At 65.7% G+C, this 17622-nt stretch carries 22 protein-coding genes; 17 read left to right on the top strand and 5 right to left on the bottom strand.

Going from position 1 to position 17622, the window contains the following annotated elements:
* Positions 1-169: 169 nt before the first annotated feature.
* The 8 genes from OG326_RS26140 (at position 170) to OG326_RS26105 (ending at position 8105) form a co-directional block, all read left to right on the top strand.
* A complete protein-coding gene (locus OG326_RS26140; RefSeq protein ID WP_327139761.1) occupies positions 170-922 on the top strand; it encodes an SDR family oxidoreductase in 753 nt (250 codons plus the stop codon).
* A gap of 49 nt (positions 923-971) precedes the next feature.
* The gene (fabG, locus tag OG326_RS26135; RefSeq protein WP_327139760.1) at positions 972-1733 is read left to right on the top strand and encodes a 3-oxoacyl-ACP reductase FabG; all 762 of its coding nucleotides are present in this window, start codon (positions 972-974) and stop codon (positions 1731-1733) included.
* A 20-nt stretch (positions 1734-1753) separates the two neighbouring features.
* Complete coding sequence (locus tag OG326_RS26130; RefSeq protein WP_327139759.1) at positions 1754-2794, top strand: phosphotransferase family protein; 1041 nt, start codon at positions 1754-1756, stop codon at positions 2792-2794.
* Positions 2791-3984 (top strand): acyl-CoA dehydrogenase family protein, encoded by a 1194-nt coding sequence (locus OG326_RS26125; RefSeq protein WP_327139758.1) that lies wholly within the window; start codon positions 2791-2793, stop codon positions 3982-3984. The genes OG326_RS26130 and OG326_RS26125 overlap by 4 nt, the downstream gene beginning before the upstream one ends.
* Complete coding sequence (locus OG326_RS26120) at positions 3981-5090, top strand: acyl-CoA dehydrogenase family protein (protein WP_327139757.1); 1110 nt, start codon at positions 3981-3983, stop codon at positions 5088-5090. The genes OG326_RS26125 and OG326_RS26120 overlap by 4 nt, the downstream gene beginning before the upstream one ends.
* Positions 5091-5119: 29 nt before the next feature.
* Positions 5120-6343 carry an acyl-CoA dehydrogenase family protein gene (locus OG326_RS26115; RefSeq protein ID WP_327139756.1) on the top strand — a complete coding sequence of 408 codons (1224 nt, stop codon included), beginning with the start codon at positions 5120-5122 and terminating at the stop codon, positions 6341-6343.
* 41 nt (positions 6344-6384) lie between these two features.
* On the top strand, positions 6385-7386 hold the full coding sequence (locus OG326_RS26110) for an NADP-dependent oxidoreductase (protein ID WP_327139755.1): 1002 nt from the start codon (positions 6385-6387) through the stop codon (positions 7384-7386).
* A 98-nt stretch (positions 7387-7484) separates the two neighbouring features.
* Entirely contained in the window at positions 7485-8105 is a 621-nt protein-coding gene (locus OG326_RS26105) for a TetR/AcrR family transcriptional regulator (RefSeq protein WP_327139754.1), read from the top strand.
* A gap of 34 nt (positions 8106-8139) precedes the next feature.
* Here the strand turns inward: OG326_RS26105 and OG326_RS26100 are convergent, their stop codons facing one another.
* On the bottom strand, positions 8140-8355 hold the full coding sequence (locus OG326_RS26100; RefSeq protein ID WP_327139753.1) for a hypothetical protein: 216 nt from the start codon (positions 8353-8355) through the stop codon (positions 8140-8142).
* 145 nt (positions 8356-8500) lie between these two features.
* Here OG326_RS26100 and OG326_RS26095 point away from each other — a divergent pair, with 145 nt between their 5' ends.
* Entirely contained in the window at positions 8501-9418 is a 918-nt protein-coding gene (locus tag OG326_RS26095; RefSeq protein WP_327139752.1) for a DUF5753 domain-containing protein, read from the top strand.
* Positions 9415-10245: an SAM-dependent methyltransferase gene (locus tag OG326_RS26090; RefSeq protein WP_327139751.1), complete on the top strand. Its 831-nt coding sequence runs from the start codon at positions 9415-9417 to the stop codon at positions 10243-10245. Before OG326_RS26095 ends, OG326_RS26090 begins: the two co-directional genes overlap by 4 nt.
* Positions 10246-10301: 56 nt before the next feature.
* Here the strand turns inward: OG326_RS26090 and OG326_RS26085 are convergent, their stop codons facing one another.
* Positions 10302-11036 carry a YoaK family protein gene (locus OG326_RS26085; protein WP_327139749.1) on the bottom strand — a complete coding sequence of 245 codons (735 nt, stop codon included), beginning with the start codon at positions 11034-11036 and terminating at the stop codon, positions 10302-10304.
* Between the two features lie 348 nt (positions 11037-11384).
* Here OG326_RS26085 and cutA point away from each other — a divergent pair, with 348 nt between their 5' ends.
* Positions 11385-11720 carry a divalent-cation tolerance protein CutA gene (gene cutA / locus OG326_RS26080; protein ID WP_327139748.1) on the top strand — a complete coding sequence of 112 codons (336 nt, stop codon included), beginning with the start codon at positions 11385-11387 and terminating at the stop codon, positions 11718-11720.
* Here the strand turns inward: cutA and OG326_RS26075 are convergent.
* A complete protein-coding gene (locus OG326_RS26075; RefSeq protein ID WP_327139747.1) occupies positions 11701-12894 on the bottom strand; it encodes a tetratricopeptide repeat protein in 1194 nt (397 codons plus the stop codon). The two genes, cutA and OG326_RS26075, sit on opposite strands and share 20 nt — an antisense overlap.
* A gap of 204 nt (positions 12895-13098) precedes the next feature.
* On the opposite strand from OG326_RS26075, the gene OG326_RS26070 reads away from it, so the two are divergent.
* From OG326_RS26070 to OG326_RS26045, 6 genes are all read left to right on the top strand, one after another.
* Entirely contained in the window at positions 13099-13272 is a 174-nt protein-coding gene (locus OG326_RS26070; RefSeq protein ID WP_327139746.1) for a hypothetical protein, read from the top strand.
* A gap of 2 nt (positions 13273-13274) precedes the next feature.
* On the top strand, positions 13275-13616 hold the full coding sequence (locus OG326_RS26065; protein WP_327139745.1) for a hypothetical protein: 342 nt from the start codon (positions 13275-13277) through the stop codon (positions 13614-13616).
* Positions 13613-13867 (top strand): Clp protease N-terminal domain-containing protein, encoded by a 255-nt coding sequence (locus OG326_RS26060; protein WP_327139744.1) that lies wholly within the window; start codon positions 13613-13615, stop codon positions 13865-13867. Before OG326_RS26065 ends, OG326_RS26060 begins: the two co-directional genes overlap by 4 nt.
* Positions 13864-14040, top strand: a complete 177-nt coding sequence (locus tag OG326_RS26055; protein WP_327139743.1) for a hypothetical protein — start codon at positions 13864-13866, stop codon at positions 14038-14040. Before OG326_RS26060 ends, OG326_RS26055 begins: the two co-directional genes overlap by 4 nt.
* Positions 14040-14726: a RibD family protein gene (locus OG326_RS26050; protein WP_327139742.1), complete on the top strand. Its 687-nt coding sequence runs from the start codon at positions 14040-14042 to the stop codon at positions 14724-14726. Before OG326_RS26055 ends, OG326_RS26050 begins: the two co-directional genes overlap by 1 nt.
* Positions 14727-14891: 165 nt before the next feature.
* Positions 14892-15608: a hypothetical protein gene (locus tag OG326_RS26045; RefSeq protein ID WP_327139741.1), complete on the top strand. Its 717-nt coding sequence runs from the start codon at positions 14892-14894 to the stop codon at positions 15606-15608.
* Positions 15609-15613: 5 nt separating this feature from the next.
* Here OG326_RS26045 and OG326_RS26040 read toward each other — a convergent pair whose 3' ends face one another.
* Together OG326_RS26040 and OG326_RS26035 are read right to left on the bottom strand one after the other, a co-directional pair.
* Positions 15614-16243 carry a class I SAM-dependent methyltransferase gene (locus OG326_RS26040; protein WP_327139740.1) on the bottom strand — a complete coding sequence of 210 codons (630 nt, stop codon included), beginning with the start codon at positions 16241-16243 and terminating at the stop codon, positions 15614-15616.
* 109 nt (positions 16244-16352) lie between these two features.
* Positions 16353-17615: an acyl-CoA dehydrogenase family protein gene (locus tag OG326_RS26035; protein WP_327139739.1), complete on the bottom strand. Its 1263-nt coding sequence runs from the start codon at positions 17613-17615 to the stop codon at positions 16353-16355.
* Positions 17616-17622: the final 7 nt, after the last annotated feature.

The following is a 17622-nucleotide window of genomic DNA, read 5'->3' as shown; positions in this document are numbered from 1 at the left end:
GGGGACGTCGCTTCCACGATAGTGTGTTGCGAGTCACAGTAGAGTCGGAAACCTGTTCCCTTGACCTGCGCGGCCTGCGTCCCGCATGGTGGCCATGGGTTACCAAGCGCTTAGTAAGTTGCTCCGAGCGGGCCGGCCCGGATCGCCCGAACTCCGAAAGGACCACTCTGTGAACAGATTCGAAGGAAAGACGGCGATCGTCACCGGCGCCAGCCGCGGCATCGGGCTCGGCATCGCCCAGCGCCTGGTGGACGAGGGCGCGAAGGTCGTGATCACCGCGCGCAAGAAGGAGGCGCTCGACGAAGCGGTCGAGATCCTCGGCGGTCCCACCCACGCGCTGGCCGTCGCCGGTCGCGCCGATGACGCCGCACATCAGGCGGAGACCATCGAGCGCGCGATCACCACCTTCGGCAGTGCCGATCTGCTGGTCAACAACACCGGCATCAATCCGGTCTTCGGCCCGATGGTCGAGCTGGATCTTGCCGCCGCCCGCAAGATCGTCGAGGTGAACTGCCTGGCCGCGCTGTCCTGGGTGCAGCAGATCTACAAGGCCTGGATGAACGAGCACGGCGGTGCGGTCGTGAACATCTCGTCCGTGGCGGGCACCAAACCGGCTCCCGGCATCGGGTTCTACGGTTCCAGCAAGGCGATGCTGATCCACATCACCCAGGAGCTCGCGGTCGAACTCGGGCCGAATATTCGGGTCAATGCCGTCGCTCCCGCGGTGGTGAAGACCAAATTCGCCTCCGCGCTCTATGAAGGGCACGAGGACGAGGTGGCCGCGAACTATCCGCTCAAGCGGCTGGGCGTACCGGAGGACATCGGCGGCGTGGTGGCCTTCCTGCTCTCCGAGGATGCGAGCTGGATGACCGGGCAGCTGGTGGTCGTCGACGGTGGCGTCACGCTCACCGGCGGCGTCTGACACCACACCGACATCGGCCCCTGACCACTCTTCCGAGGAGAAGACACCTATGAGCAATCAGCCCCAGCGAATCGCGATCATCACGGGCGCGGCGCGCGGCATCGGCGCGGCCGTCGCCCGCCGGCTGTCCGCCGACGGGATGGCCGTCGCCGTGCTCGATCTGGACGAAAAGTCTTGCGGCGCAGTCGTCGAGGAGATCGAGAAGGCCGGCGGGCGGGCACTCGCCGTCGGTGCGGATGTGTCCGACGAGACCGCCGTCGACCAGGCCGTGGATCGGGTCGCCGCCGAACTGGGTGCGCCGACCGTTCTGGTCAACAATGCGGGCGTGCTGCGCGACAATCTGCTGTTCAAGATGTCCGTCGACGACTGGGACACCGTCATGAACGTGCACCTGCGGGGCTCGTTCCTGATGTCGCGGGCGGTGCAGCGGCACATGATCGAGCAGAAGTGGGGCCGCATCGTCAGCCTCTCCAGCACCTCCGCGCTCGGTAATCGCGGCCAGGTCAACTACTCCGCGGCCAAGGCCGGTCTGCAGGGTTTCACCAAGACGCTGGCGCTCGAGCTGGGCAAGTTCGGCGTCACCGCGAACTCCGTCGCTCCTGGATTCATCCAGACCGAGATGACCGCGGCCACCGCCGCGCGCATGGGCGTTCCGTTCGAGGACTTCACAAAGGCTGTGGTGTCGACGATTCCGGTCGCGCGCGCCGGGCAGCCCGAGGATATCGCGCACACCATTTCGTTCCTCGTCAGCGAGGGCGCCGGGTTCGTCTCCGGCCAGGTGATCTATGTGGCCGGCGGCCCGAAGAACTGAATACGGAAGGACCGAAGGCGATGAATGCATTCGAGGGCCCGGGAGAGCTGCCGGGCCTCGATCTGGACCGGCTCGCCGACTGGCTGGCCGTTCATCGGCCCGATCTGGCGAAGGGGCCGCTGCAAGGCCGCCTGATCGCCGGTGGAAAATCCAATCTCACGTATGAGATCACCGACGGCACAACGCCGTTCGTGCTGCGTCGGCCGCCGCTGGGTCATGTGCTGGCGACCGCGCACGATATGTCCCGGGAACACCGCGTGATCAGCGCTCTCGCGGGCACCGATGTTCCGGTGCCCGAGACCTACGCGCTGTGCGAAGACACGGAAATCCTCGGTGCGCCTTTCTATTTGATGGAACTGGTGGTCGGGACGCCGTACCGCACCGCCGCTGAACTCGAGGTGCTGGGCCCGGTGCGGACGGCCACGGTGTCGGCCGGTCTGATCGATACGCTCGCCGCCCTGCACACCGTGGATCCGGCGGCCGTCGGGCTGGGGGACTTCGGACGGCCGGAGGGCTTCCTCGAACGCCAGGTGCGGCGCTGGAAGAAGCAGCTCGACGCCTCGTACACCCGGGACCTGCCCGCCGCCGTCGAATTGCACCGCCTGCTCGCCGAACAGCAACCGCCGGAATCGGCGGCGCGGATCGTGCACGGTGACTACCGCCTCGACAATGTTCTGGTGGACGACGCGGATCAGGTTGCCGCCGTGCTCGATTGGGAGATGGCCACCCTCGGTGACCCGCTCACCGATATCGGTCTGCTGCTCGTCTATCAGCGGATGGGGCAGCGCCGGGTACCGGGCGTGACCGATGTGGCCGCGGCGCCGGGCTTCCTGACCGAATCCGAGATGCTCGACCGGTATGCCCGGCTCGCCGGTCGCGATCTGACGCATGTCGGGTTCTATGTCGCGCTGGCGTCGTTCAAGCTCGCGGTGATCGCCGAGGGCATCTATTACCGCTATATCCACGGCCAGACCGTGGGTTCCGGTTTCGACGGGGTGGGAGACATGGTGGATCCGCTGCTGCGCGCCGGAATCGCCGCTTTCCAGGAGAAGGACAGATGACGAATCCCGAAGCCGTACGGGAGGATCTGCGCGGGCGCGTGGCCGCCCTGCTCGCCGAGCACGACCCGGCTGCCACCGATCCGGTGACGTTCCACCGCGCCCGCTTCGATGCGGGCCTGGCCTGGGTGTACTACCCGCAGGGCGTGGGCGGGCTGGGCGTCGACCGGGAACTGCAACCGTTTGTCGACGCCCTGTTCGAGCAGGCCGGAGCGCCGGGCAACAATCCCGAACTCAATGGCATCGGCCTCGGCATGGCCGCGCCGACCATCCTCGCCTACGGCACACCCGAACAGCGGCTGCGCTATCTGCGGCCGCTGTGGGCGGGGGAGGAGATCTGGTGCCAGCTGTTCAGCGAACCGGGCGCCGGATCCGATCTGGCCGCGGTGAGCACCCGCGCGGTGCGCGACGGTGATGATTGGATCGTCAACGGGCAGAAGGTCTGGACCTCGGTCGCGCACAAGGCGCAGCGGGCGATTCTGGTGGCCCGCACCGATCCGAACCGCTCGAAACATGCCGGACTGTCCTACTTCGTCTGCGATATGACCGATCCGGGCGTGGATGTGCGGCCGCTGCGCCAGATCACCGGTGAGGCCGAATTCAACGAGGTCTTCCTCACCGATGTGCGCATTCCGGATGCGAACCGCCTCGGCCAGGAGGGCGAGGGCTGGCGGGTGGCCAATACGACCCTCAACAATGAGCGGGTATCCATCGGCGGGCGTCCGGTGCCCCGCGAGAGCGGGCTGCTGGGCGCGGTGACGCGGACCTGGCGCAACAATGCCGATAAGCACACCCCGGAACTGCACGACCGGCTGCTGCGACTGTGGGTGGATGCCGAGGCCGCGCGGCTGGCGGGCACCCGGCTGCGGCAGCGGGTCGCGGGCGGGCAGCCGGGGCCGGAGACCTCGGCGCTGAAGCTCTCGTTCGCGCGAATCAATCAGCAGCTCAGTGGATTCGAAGTCGAACTGCTCGGTGAGGAGGGGTTGCGCTACGACGACTGGACCATGGTGCGCCCCGACCGCGTCGATTTCGCCGGGCGCGAAGCGGGTTATCGCTATCTGCGTGCGAAAGGCAATTCGATCGAGGGCGGCACCTCGGAGATCATGCGCAATATCGTCGCCGAGCGGGTGCTGGGCCTGCCGTCGGAAGCCCGCGGGGACAAGGACATCGCCTGGAAGGACCTCATCCGATGAGCGAGGACATCCTGCTGCTCGACACCGATGTCGAGACGGCGCTGCGCGCGGCGGTGCGGAGCCTGCTGACTGAGCGGTGCGATCCCGCGGCGGTGCTGACGGCGTACGCGGGGGACCGGTCACTGACGCGCGCACTGTGGAAACCGATCACCACCGAGCTGGGACTGGCCGGGTTGCTGATCCCCGAAAACCGGGGTGGCGCAGGCGGTTCCGCCCGTGAGGCCGCGGTGGTGCTGGAGGAACTGGGGCGCTACGCCGCTCCGGTGCCGTTCCTGACCAGCAGCGTGATCGCCGCGACGGTACTGCTGGCGGGCGACTCCGAACTCATCGGTCAACTTGCCACCGGCGAATGCACCGCGGCCCTGCTCGCACCGTTCTCGGCCGCGACGGTCGAGCAGATCCCCACTCTGACAAAGGATGCCGACGGCCGATTGTCCGGCCGGGTCACCAGTGTGGCGGGGGCGCTGGAGTCAGATGTGCTGCTCGCGGCGGTGCAGACGCCGGCGGGCACCGAGGTGCATGCGCTCGCGACCGCCGCCGTCACGGCCGAGCCGGTGGTCTCCCTCGATATGACGAGGCCCCTCGCCGATATCACCGTCGATTCCGCCCCCGGCCGGGTGGTCGTGGAGGCCGGAGCCGGATTGCCCGCGCTGCGTGTGGGTTTGGCGATCGGCGCGGCGCTGCTGGCCTCGGAGCAGGCCGGAATCGCGGCCTGGTGCCTGGACACGACCGTGGCGTATCTGAAGGTGCGGCGGCAGTTCGGGCGGGTGGTCGGCGGGTTCCAGGCGCTCAAGCATCGGCTCGCCGATCTGTATGTCGAGCTCGAATCCGCCCGTGCGACAGCTCGATACGCGGCGGGTGCGATCGCAGCCGGTGATCCGGATGCCGCGGTCGCTACCGCCGTCGCTGCCGCGTACTGCGGCGATATCGCGGTGCATGCCGCCGAGGAGGCCGTGCAGCTGCACGGTGGCATCGGCATGACCTGGGAGTATCCGGTGCACCTGTACCTCAAGCGGGCCAAGGCCGATCAGATCGGGCTGGGCAGTCCCGCCTACCACCGGTCGGTGCTGGCCGGGCTGATCGATCTGCCGCTCGGCCGCAAGTGACCTCACACAGACGACGATCAGGAGTAGAGATGTTCGAGCCCTCGGACAAGGCCCTCCGCTACCGGGACGATCTGCTCGCCTTCATGGACGAGCTCGTCTACCCCGCGGAATCGATTTACGAAGCGCAGATGGTCGAGTCCGGCGATCCGCACTTCCAGCCGCCGATCGTGGAGGAGCTCAAGACCGAGGCCCGCAAGCGCGGGCTGTGGAATCTGTTCCATCCGCATCCGGAGTGGGGTCCGGGGCTGACCAATTCCGAATACGCGCCGCTGGCCGAAATCATGGGCCGCAGTGCGCATCTGGCGCCGGAGGTCACCAACTGCAGTGCCCCCGACACCGGGAATATGGAGGTGCTGACGCTCTTCGGCACCGAGGAGCACAAGCGGGAGTGGCTCGCGCCGCTGCTCGCGGGTGAGATCCGCTCCGCCTTCGCCATGACCGAACCCGCGGTCGCGAGTTCCGACGCCACCAATATCCAGCTGCGCATGGATCGCGACGGGGACGACTACGTACTGAACGGCCGCAAATGGTGGACGTCCAATGCGCTGCACAAGAACTGCAAGGTGCTCATCGTGATGGGTAAGACCGACCTCGACGCACCGAAGCATCGGCAGCAGAGCATGATGGTGGTCCCGCTCGATACGCCCGGTGTGACCGTCGTGCGCGGGCTGCCGGTATTCGGCTATCAGGACCGAGAAGGCCACGCGGAGGTGGTATTCGAGAATGTCCGGGTGCCGAGCACCGCGCTGCTGGCCGCCGAGGGCGACGGATTCATGATCAGCCAGGCGCGGCTGGGGCCCGGCCGCATCCATCACTGCATGCGGATCGTCGGCATGGCCGAGCGGGCGCTGGACCTGATGATCGATCGGGCCCAGTCGCGCAGCACCTTCGGCGCGCCGGTGGCCGACCGGGCCAATATCCAGGACTGGATCGCGGAGTCCCGCATCGAGATCGAAATGGTCCGGCTGCTGACCCTCAAGGCCGCGTATCTGATGGACACCGTCGGAAACAAGAACGCGCGCACCGAGATCGCCGCCATCAAGGTGGCGGCGCCGCAGATGGCGCTGAAGGTGATCGACCGGGCCATCCAGGTGCACGGTGGCGCCGGTGTCTCCGACGACTTCCCGCTGGCCAGCATGTACGCGCACGCGCGGACGCTGCGGCTGGCCGACGGTCCGGACGAGGTGCACAAGCGGACCATCGCGCATATGGAACTGCGCCGCCGGGATCCCTCCTGGGGCCGGAAAGCCTGAGGCACGCAGATGAATTCGACCTGTACGAGAAGGAGTGGCGCATGACGAAGACCCAGCAGGTACGCCTGGCCGCACGGCCGACCGGTCTGACCACCGCCGACACCTGGAATGTGACGACCACCGAGCTGCCCGAGCCCGGACCGGGCGAGATCCTGGTCAAGGTCGGTTTCATCTCCCTGGATCCGGCCATGCGCGGCTGGCTCAACGATGTCCGCTCCTATGTGCCGCCGGTCGGCATCGGGGAGGTGATGCGGTCGCTGGATATCGCGACGGTCGTCGAATCGAATCATCCGGACTTCGCGGTCGGTGACACGGTCAGCGGCATCTTCGGCGTCACCGAGTACGCCCTCAGCGACGGCCGCGGCGTGCAGCCGGTCGATCTGAGCGTCGCATCCGGGCCCACCTGGCTGGGCACGCTCGGAATGCCCGGTATGACAGCGTATTTCGGTCTGCTCGAGGTCGGGAAGCTGCGCGCGGGGGAGACCGTGCTGGTCTCGGCCGCCGCGGGCGCCGTCGGCAGTGTGGCCGGGCAGATCGCGAAGGCCAAGGGCGCCACCGTGATCGGTATCGCGGGCGGTCCGGAGAAGTGCCGGATGCTCACCGAGGAGCTGGGATTCGACGCGGCGATCGACTACCGCGCAGGTGACGTGCTGCGGCAGCTGCGGGCGGCCGCCCCCGACGGCATCGACGTCTACTTCGACAATGTGGGCGGTGAGATCCTCGACGCCGCGCTGGCCAATCTGCGCCGCGGCGCCCGCATCGTGCTGTGCGGTGCGATCTCGGCCTACAACGAGGAGAAGCCGCCGCCGGGACCGTCGCGGTATATGTCGCTGCTGGTGTTCCGGGCCTCCATGACCGGATTCGTGGTCTTCGACTACGCCGATCGCTATGCGGAGGCCGGTGCGCAGCTGGCGCAATGGCTGGCCGAGGGCAAGATCAAGAGCCGCGAACACGTGGTCGAAGGTGGGGTGGCGCGCTTCGGCGAGACCTTGAACATGCTCTTCACCGGCGCGAACACCGGGAAGCTTGTGCTCGCGGTCTGAGAGATGACACGCACCCGGCCTCCTACCGGGCCGGGTGCGCGAGGGCTGCCGACGGGTGCCTGGCATGCCACGGTCCGAATGAATGGGAGACTGTCCAGGTGGCCGAAGCGCAGGACCGCTCACGCGCGGACGAGACTCGAACACGGTTGCTCGATGCCGCCGTGGTCGCTTTCGCCGACCGCGGATTCCACGGCTCCACCACCCGTGACGTCACCTCGATCGCCGGATTGAGCACCGCGGCGATCTATGTGCACCATCGCTCCAAAGAGGAACTGCTCTACCAGATTTCGCGCACCGGTCACCTCGATACCCTGGAGCGCATCCAGGCCGCCATCGCCTCCTCGGCCGATCCCACCGAGCAACTCGTCGCGCTGGTGCGGGATTTCGCGATCCACCATGCTCGCGCGCACACCGTCGCGCGCGTCATCAATTACGAGCTCGCCGCGCTCAGTCCCGAGCATCAGCGTGAGGTCAAGGATATTCGCCACACCATCGATGCGCAGGTCCGCGACCTGATCGAACACGGTGTGGCCGACGGGTCCTTCGACAATCCGAATCCGCATATCGCGGCGGTCGCGGTGCTGTCGCTCGGCATCGATATCGCGCGCTGGTACCGCGAGGACGGCGCCTGGTCGCCCGAGGAGCTCGGGGACTACTACGTCGACCTCGCGCTGCGCATCGTCGGCGCCGGTCATCCGGAAAAACAGGCGAATCCGTAGCCTCGGCTCTGTTTTCCCGCCGACCCGATGAGCGCTATGCCGACTGCCGGCGCAGGAGCACCGGCGATTCGCTGACCCGTGCGATCGCGAGTTCGCTTTCGATCGCTGTTGCGGCGTAGTGGAGTCCGGTGATGCGCAATTGTTCGATCCTGCGCTGCACCGCGTCCAGCCCATAGTTGGTGACAACATCCGTGATGCCGATCCGGTAGGGATCGGACCCGAATGTTCGAGTGGTATCGCTCTTCTTCATCGCGGCCCCCAATGGGAATACCTGCTGACTCCCGCCCAACCATAGCCCCTGGCACGTGCATTTGCACGTGCTGGACGCCGATGTGTGAGTTGTAATAGGTTGTGGCACACTCTGGTTCGCATGGGTAATGCCGACGGGAGTGGCCATGATCGAGGACTTGACCAGTGTCGGGAGTAGTTGCATCGCCGAAGAACCGAGCGAGGATCCGGCACTGCTCCGCCGCGTCCTCGGAGTGCGCCTGCGCAGATTGCGCGAATCGGCCGGCATCAGCGGGGACCGAGCCGGGCGGGTGATCCGCGCCTCGCACTCGAAGATCAGCCGACTCGAGGCGGGGCGAGTGAGCTTCCGCGCCAAGGATATTGCCGATCTGCTGACCGCCTACGGAGTGCGCGACGCGGGCACCCGCGCCGAGTTCCTGCAGCTGGCGGAGCGGGCCAATGCCGTCGGGCGCTGGCAGGCCGGTCCGGATCTGGCGACCGCGCGGCCGGACACCTATTCGGCACTGGAGGATGCGTCCGCGCTCATCCGTTGTTATGCACCGGGTTTGGTTCCCGAGCTCTTGTGGACGCCCTCCTACGCGCATACGGTCTTCGCGATCGCCGACCGTGAGCCCGCGGCCGATATCCAGCGCCGGGTCGAGGCGCTGGTGCGGCGGCAGCGATTGCTCACCCGCGCCGATCCGCCCAGGGCGTGGTTCGTCGTGGAGGAGGCGGCCCTGCGCCGCCCGCTCGGCGGGCACGAGGTGTGGCAGGGGCAGCTGAGCCATTTGGCGGAGATGGCGACACATCCCAATATCACCGTGCAGGTGCTGCCCGATCACATCGGCGGCCCCGCCATCAGCGGCACCGCCTTCACCATGCTGCGGTTCGCTGCCCCCGAGTTGAGCGATATCGTCCACTTCCCGCACCCCACCGGTCCCCAGTTCCTCGACAAACCCGTCGATCTGGACCGCTTCAATGCGCTCTGGGACCGATTGTGCGTCTGCGCCACCTCGCCCCAGCGCACCGCCGAAGCCCTCGACTCGCTCGCCATCACCCGCCCGACCAGAACAGAGATCCGATGACCGACAACGCTTTCGGCACCCAGTTGCCGACCGAGATCGACACCACCATCCCGCACGAGGCCCGCGTCTACGACTACTGGCTCGGCGGTAAGGAGAACTATCCGGCGGACCGGGCGCTGGGCGATACGATCGCCGAGCACGTCCCCACCATCAAGACCATGGCGCGCGCCAACCGGGCCTTCCTGTCGCGTGCGGTCCGCTACCTGGTCGCCGAGGCCGGGATCACGCAGTTCCTCGATATCGGCACCGGAATTCCGACCGCTGGAAACACCCACGAGGTGGCCCAGAGTCTGGATGCCAACGCGCGTGTCGTGTACGTCGACAAAGATCCGATCGTGCTGGCCCACGCCCGCGCGCTGATGGACAGCACGCCCCAGGGTCGCACCCGGTTCATCCATGCCGACCTGCACGAGCCGGATTCGATCCTCGGCAATCCCGATCTCACCGAGACCCTCGACCTGTCCGAACCGGTCGCCATCATGCTCGTCGCGATCATGATGTACTTCCGCGACAGCGACCATCCCCAGGAAATCATCGCCGCCCTCCTGGACGCGGTGCCTTCCGGCAGCTACATCGTAATAACGCATCCCACAGCGGATTTCGCGCCCGAGGCGATGGCCGGAGTCGCGGCAGCCGCCGAAAGCTCCGGCATCACCTTCTATCCGCGCAGCAAATCCGATACCAGCGGGCTGTTCACCGGCACCACCCTGATCGATCCGGGTCTGGTCCCCGTCGCCGCGTGGCGCCCCGAGCTCACCAGCAAGCCCACCGCCGTCGCTGACGCCGAAAGTGCCTGGTACTGGGCGGGTATCGGCCGCAAGGCCTGATTCCTCCGCCGGTGGGCAGCCGATTCGCCGCGGATTCGGCTGCCCACCGGATCATGTCAAGGCTTGTTCGTCCAAGCCTCGGTCGATCTCGCCGCCCGGTAGGCGAACCCGGTGATACCCGCGAGCACGATCACCGCCACCGCAAGCGCCGCCGCCCCGTGACCGTGCACAACCAGCGCAGCCCCGATCGCCGCACCGAGAAACATGGCAGCCACCGGAATCACCCTGCGCCCCAACTTGCTTCCACTGCCCCCCGCCGCCGCACTATCGGCCGCGATGCCGGTGAGCGTCAACGTCAGCACCGTAGTCGTCAGATCGGGAACCGCCAGCGCCCGAGCCGTCGCATTCTGCAGCCCCAGCCCCGCCGCGAGAAACACGATGAGTATCGCCAGCCCCCACCCCCGGTAAGGGTTGTCAATAAGCACCGCAATCACCCACGCCGCCGTGATCAGCACCAACTGAGTAGTCACCGCCCCGAAGAGATGCCGCCCGCGATGCGCACCCAGGTGCGTATACAGCCGCCCCCCACTCACCGCTCCGATCAGAAAAACCACCACCGCCAGCAACAGCGCCCACCACACGAACCCCGGCGCATTCCCGACGGAAAACCCCAGAAACACAACATTTCCCGTCATATTCGCCACCAGCACATGCCCGAGTTCGAGATAACTGAACGCATCAACCACCCCGGTAACCACCGTCAACCCCAGCAACAGCGGCGGCAACGGCCCATGCGCATGCCCCCGCGGCGGCACAATCAACTCCCGCGCCGCGATCAGATGCTGCTTCATCCCTGAGGCTCCTGTCGTCATAGGGGAGTGCCGCCACGAAGCCCGCAAGCCTATTTTGCCGAGGGGAACTGCGAACCCGTAGGCCACCCGGTGTCGAAATGTGCGATTCCTTGCCATTCCCATAGCTCAATAGTATGAACATGGAAATATGCGCATCATACTATGTAATCCGCGAAAGTCGTTGCCCGCACCGCACTCCTCCGTCATTCGCCGACGACGGAACCGTCACGCGATCCGCCGACTGCGTCGAGACACCGGAGGGCTGGGCGAGACCTTGGCCGGCTTTCTGCCCAGCACACCCAGCCGAACGTCTGTCATGGATTCTGATGTCCGAATAGGGTTGTCGACATGACAGAGGTAAGGGTGTGGGCGGTAACCTCGACAACTCCGACCGAGGAAGATGCACAGAAGATCGCCCGAACCGTGGTGGCCGAACGGCTTGCCGCCGGCGCTGAGGTGACCGGTCCTGCGATGTCGGTGTACTGGCATGATGACGAGCTCGGTGAGGGTCAGGAATGGCGGGTCACCCTAAAAACGTCAGCCGCTGTCCGGGACCAACTTGCTGATCGGATTGTGGAGTTGCACCCATGGTCGGGTGGCGCGGAGGTTGTCGCGTCGCCCATCGAATGGGCAATCGAGCATTACGTCGAGTGGGTCGAGAAATTCACAGCTGCAAAGGAATAGGAGCTCGCGCGCCAGCGGCTCGGCGTACGAGATCCGCCGCGCCGACCGCACCTGCGGCGAATGCTCGCTGAGCGGTCTCGCGGACGCGTGCGAGCGGTCGCACCGAAGACACTTCACTGGCGAGCGTGAAAGCTTGCTCAGCTGCGGCGACGGCCTGCTCATGATCGCCTGCATCGAGGTAAGCGTCCGCCAACCAGGTGAGGTACAGCGCCTTGTCCCTCGCCCAGTCGTCTGGGTAGTCCGCTAGCGTGCGCTCGAGTCGCGGAATTGCGCGCTCTGGCTGGTGCAGCACGGACCACACGCGGCCCGCCATGATGTCGAGCTCGGCGTGGTTCATCCATGAACACCAGCTCGGTGCATCATCCCCGGCATCTAGGCCAGCGTGTGCATCGTCGAGGGCGCGGGCAGCAGCGTCGGTCTCGCCCTCCATGGCGAAGGACCAGGCGCGCCGCGATTGCAGCATCGCGACCGTCTTCCCCGGCGCACTAACTCCGAGTGCGGCGCACGCGGCATCAGCTGCCTGAATTGACTCGGATTGTCCTGTCGCATAGGCAATATGGACGAACGCATTTGCTTCCAGCTCGAGGCTTCCGGCCTGCTTCGCGGCGCTGTGGCTGTACTCGAACAGTCCCACGGCAACGTCGTTGAAACCAGCATCGAAGGCCGCCCAGCCCGCCTGCTGAGCCTGCTGCGCGGCCAGCTCGACAAGGCCGTCTGAGACCTGGAGTCGCCGTGTACTGCTGCGAAGAATCTGCTCGGTGCGGGCCAATTCGGTGAAATACAGATGGAACGTGTCACCGCCGCCATGCTCGCTGTCCAGCGCTTCGAGCTTGATGAACTTTCGGCGCATCCGCTCGACGTCGATCGTCCCGATATGCGGGGGTGTCCGACTGCCCAATAATGGGGCAGCGAGGCCCGCGAGGGCGAGGAAGTGTCTGCGTTTCGTGGCTTCGTCCTTGTTCGAGTCACGCTTGGTTCTCTTCGGGTAGAGCCCGAGAGCGGCTTCCGAATCAGTTCCCAACAATGCCACGAGAGCTTGACGTGTCGCACGCCTGGGCCAAGCAATCTCGCCGCACTCGATCCGGCTGATCGCTTGGTCGTCAACTGCCGGGCGGTGGCCGGTCGCAGCCTCGACGTGATCGCACACCAACTCGGCCAGCTGACCCTGCGTCAAGCCACTGGCAAGCCGAAATGCCTTGAATTGCTCGTTCGTCGGCTGTCTCCACGCGGGTCCGATGCCCCTATTTGCCTACAGTTTTGCGCTGTTCGCACGCCCGAACAACTGGAACCCTGAAATCAGCCCCGGTGCCAGGACGAATCCCACATCCCTGGTGCCGGGTGCACTCCAGAAGCGTGCAGGGAACGAGAGGCATCCGACATGCACATCATCCTCGAAATCACCGCCGTCGCGCTAGTGCTCTTCAGCGCCGTGGCCTTCACAATGCCGGGCGCAGATCGCAAAGAACGGCCGAAACGGTTGACTGTCGCCGAGATTCAGAATCGTCTCGTCGCCGAGGTGCCGCGCGCGTACGTCCCGATCAGCAGGGGGTAGTCATGATTCTCAAGAATCCTTCCGCAGTTGGATACCTCCGCAGCGACATATCGGGGTCCCGTCAGGCGTGGGACGAGAACCAAATCCGCCATCGGGCAAAGCAATTGGGCTATGACCTGCGAAAAACGGTCGTGTTCAACTCGCAGACGGAACAGCGTATGCATCGCCTGCGCGTCGTAGTAGCCCGAACCGGTGTCGACGCGGTATTCGTGCCGAGCCTCGAGCATCTCGACGAGGACCAAGTACCCGCCACGGTGATCGAAGTGGCCGCGGTGATCACAGTGTCGCCTGAAAATACGTACCATCGCCGTGCGTCAGCAGTCACCCCGGGAGACGCCGAATGACCACTCCGACGATGGCGATCGCCTGCGCGCCCAACCTGGTGAAATTGCTCGCCTCGGCGCTGGAAATCGCGCATGCGGCGGGATCCGACCAAGTTGGTACCGAGCATGTCCTGTTGGCGATGTTTCGCGATCTGAACACCGTGCCGGTTTCCGAACTCCGCGCTCTCGGGCTCGAGGCGGCTAAAGCGCTGGCACAGCTCGCGATGCTGGTGCACCGACACGTGGAAGACACTGAGCCGGTGGTGAATTGACCGGCGCAGGCGGGCGGCGGGCCGCCGCCCTGCTTACCACGTCGGCGCGCATCCTGCTCACGGTCGGACGACTGTCGGGCATGATCGATCCCGCCAGCACACAAACGGGTGTCGCGGAATTCTGTGACGCCTTCGCCGCCTGGGAGGCCGAGAGTTGCCCCGACCATACGTAGTGCTCTCGGTTGCCGTCAGCCTCGACGGCTACATCGACGACACCATTCCCGAGCGTCTGTACCTGTCGAACGAGCGTGATTTCGACGGTGTCGACCAGTTGCGCGCCGAATCCGACGCCATCCTCATCGGAGCCGAGACCGTGCGCCGGGATGATCCGCGTTTGTGGCTGCGTAGCGAGGAACGTCGCGATGCACGCACTGCGGCGGGGAAGCCCGCGAACCTACTCAAGGTGACGGTCACCCGCTCCGGCGATATCGACCCGTCTGCTCGCATGTTCCATCACCATATCGAGGCCGGTAAGCCGCTGGTGTACACCAGCTTTGAGGGTGCCGAGAAGCTGGGTGACAGCCTCAGTGCGGTTGCTGAAGTCATCAGTGTCGGCGAGCCGGATTTTTGGGGTGCGCTGCTCGACGATCTTGGTGGGCGCGGAATCGCTCAGCTGATCGTTGAGGGCGGCACCCACATTCACACAGCATTCCTCGAAGCAGGACTGGTGGATGAACTGCGTGTCGCTGTAGCGCCGCTACTGATCGGCCAGCGGGACGCACCGCGTTTCGTCAATCTTGCGAACTTCCCCGGCGGGTCACGGCGTCGATTGGAGTTTCTCGACGCCACCGTGCTCGATGACGTTGTAGTGCTGCGATACCGGCCCAAGAACACCAGCGGGACTTCGGCGGGCACTTAGCTGGAGGAGTGTTGGTGGCTGGATGGACGGAGCGGGTATGGGGATGTGTCGCATATCGATCGTGAGTCGACGGAGCCGGGGCGGTGGGCGGTGCGGGGTTTCGTCGCTACCGTGGAGATTCCGAGGCATGTGTGTGCCGAGGTCTGGTTCGAGGGAGTACTGGACATGTCCGACAACGCTTCTCGATTAGCCCGGCTGCGGCAGGCGCTGTGGCGTGGCACCGATATTTTGGGTTCGGACGGGTCGTCAGCATCTGGTGACGACTCGTCCGTACCCGTTGTCGAACCCACAAGTTCGGGAAGTGGTGGTGAGCCTGCGACGTTGCGGATGCCGTCCACGAAGGTGTGCGCGCGGCTGCCGGCGTGGGTGTTCACGCTGACGGGCTCGGAGATGCAGAAGATGCTCGATTACAGCGGCCCGATCGGCAGTCCGTTCCCGGGGGCGGCTGTGCGCCATCCGTATCCGGTGGCTGATGCGATCCCACCCGCGCTGACGATCGGCGACTATCTCGCGCACCAGCAGCGTGCGCTCGCGATACGGCTGGTGATGGATAGTCCGGAAGATACGAAACCCCGCACCGTCCTTGAGTTCGTCCAACGCTGTGACGCCGACGAACTTCGGGCAGTATGGGCCGGCACCCTCGGAGCGGACGCCTTGATCGCCACCGCCACCGCAGGCCCGCTACCCGTCCTGGCGCTACTCGCCGCGGAAGTGCTCGACCGCGCGCACCGCTGGCACGACATCACCGAGTTGGAACGTGCCGCAGGCAGCGCCGGTTACCGCGCAACCCAGCTGTTCCGGGAGTACGTACACGCCGACGAGATCGATGCGAACCGGGCGGCGTGGTGGCAGGGCCGGCCGCAACGGCGGCAGGCGGTCTAGCGCGACTACTGGTCAGGAGGCTTGCGGGCGGCGAGGAAGAGGTCGTGTTCGGGGATGGCATTGGGGTGGTCGGGGTGGAATTCGACTACTCGGTGGTGGAGGACCTCGAGGCCTGCCGTGGTGAGGCGGCGGGCGAATTCCTCTGGGGGATAGCTGCTGACGGTGACGGGCTTTCCCATGAATTCGATGTCGAGGCTCTCGACGTCTGCGGGGACCGTGGCCAGTAGGAAGATGCCGCCGGGAGTCAGCCAATCGGCGAATTTCACCAGTGCGGCGTCGATTTCGGCTCTGGTCAGTTGGAGCAGGGGAAAGAATGCTGTCACCGCATCCCAGCTCTCGGCCGGATACGACAGTGTTCGCAGGTCTGCGACTTCGAATCGGGCACCGGCGACCTGGTTGCGGGCTATCTCGATCATTCCGGGCGAGATATCGCAACCGGTGACGTCATGTCCTGCGGCCACCAGTACCTCGGCTGTCGGCCGCCCGGTACCGCAGCCGACATCGAGGACCTTCGACCGTGCGGGTAGCTCGGACAGCAGCCACTCGAGTTCCTCGCGGTGCGCCGTCAGCCCGGCGAACGCCTTCTCATAGTCGATGCCGAGTCCGTCGAACACCTCGGCGGCGGAAAGTCCCATGGGACCAAGTTAATCGAGCAGAACCACTGATGCGGTGTATCGGGTGGTTCGGCTGTCGTCACTGTGGGGCAACAATATTGGCGTGACGCCGGTACCTCCGGGCGCGCTGTCACACACCCTTCACCGCGGCCCGGTCCATGAATCCGAACAGGTACCCGGCCACCCGGCGCATCTGGATCTCCTCTGCGCCTTCGGTGATGCGGTAGCGCCGGTGGTGGCGGTAGATGTGCTCGAAGGGTTTGTGGCGGGAGTAGCCGAGGCCGCCGTGGACCTGCATGGCTCGGTCGGCGGCTTCGCAGCAGAGTCGGTTGGCCCAGTAGTTGCACATCGAGACCTGTTCGGAGACAGTGAAAGTGCCGTAGGTGTCCATCGACCAGGCGGTCTTGTGGATCAGCGCGCGCAGCATCTCGCACTGTGTGTGCAGTTCCACCAGCGGGAACTGGATGGCCTGGTTGGCGGCCAGGGGAGTGCCGAAAGGCTTGCGCTCCTTGGCATAGGCGACGGACTGGTCGATGCAGTATTGCGCCGCACCGAGACTGGAGGCGGCCTGGCGAATCCTGTTCTCGTTGAAGAAATGCTGCACAACTCCGAGGCCGCGGCCCTCCTGCCCGAAGATGGCCGAATTCGGTACGCGCACCTCGGTCAGCGAGATGCGCGCGTGATCGGTGGGCATATTGAACGTCCACAGGTATTCCTCGACTTGGAAGCCGGGGGCGCTGGTGGGCACCAGGAATGCGGTGATGCCGCGCCCGTCACCAGCCTGCCCGGCAGTGCGGGCGAAGATCAGGTCGGCGTCTGCGATGTGCACACCCGTGTTCCAGGTCTTGGCGCCGTTGATGATCCAGTCGTCACCGTCACGGACGGCGGTGGTCTCCATATGTGTGGCATCCGAGCCGTGCTCAGGTTCGGTGATCCCGAAGGCGAAGAACCTGCTGCCGTCGGCCAGTCCGTCGACCCACTGCGTCTTCTGAGCCTCGGACCCGTACTCGAGCATGAGCAGCAGTCCGACATTGTTGGCGACGATGGCATGCTCGTTCTGCAGATCGCAGTGCAGGCCCAGACCACGCTTGGCCAGATGTTCGCGGATCACGGCCATGCCCAGATTATTGCCGTCGCGGCCACCGAACTCCTGGGGAAAGGCGTAGCGGTAGTGGCCCGCGGCATCGGCGCGGCGGCGGGCCTGGGCGAGCAGTTCCTCCCATTCCGCGCTGGGCAGGCCGTTGCGGTCCCAGTCGGTGCGGGCATCCTCGCGGCGGTGGTCGAAGAAGCGGATATTGTCGTGCTGTTGTTCGAGCGGGATGATCTCGGCCTCGATGAACGAGTCCAGCTCCCGCAGATACGCGGTCAGTTCGTGTGGCAGTTCGAAATCCACGCTCGCT

The organism is Nocardia sp. NBC_01327 (assembly GCF_035958815.1).
GTDB lineage: Bacteria > Actinomycetota > Actinomycetes > Mycobacteriales > Mycobacteriaceae > Nocardia.
This window is presented reverse-complemented; position numbering and strand designations above follow the sequence as displayed.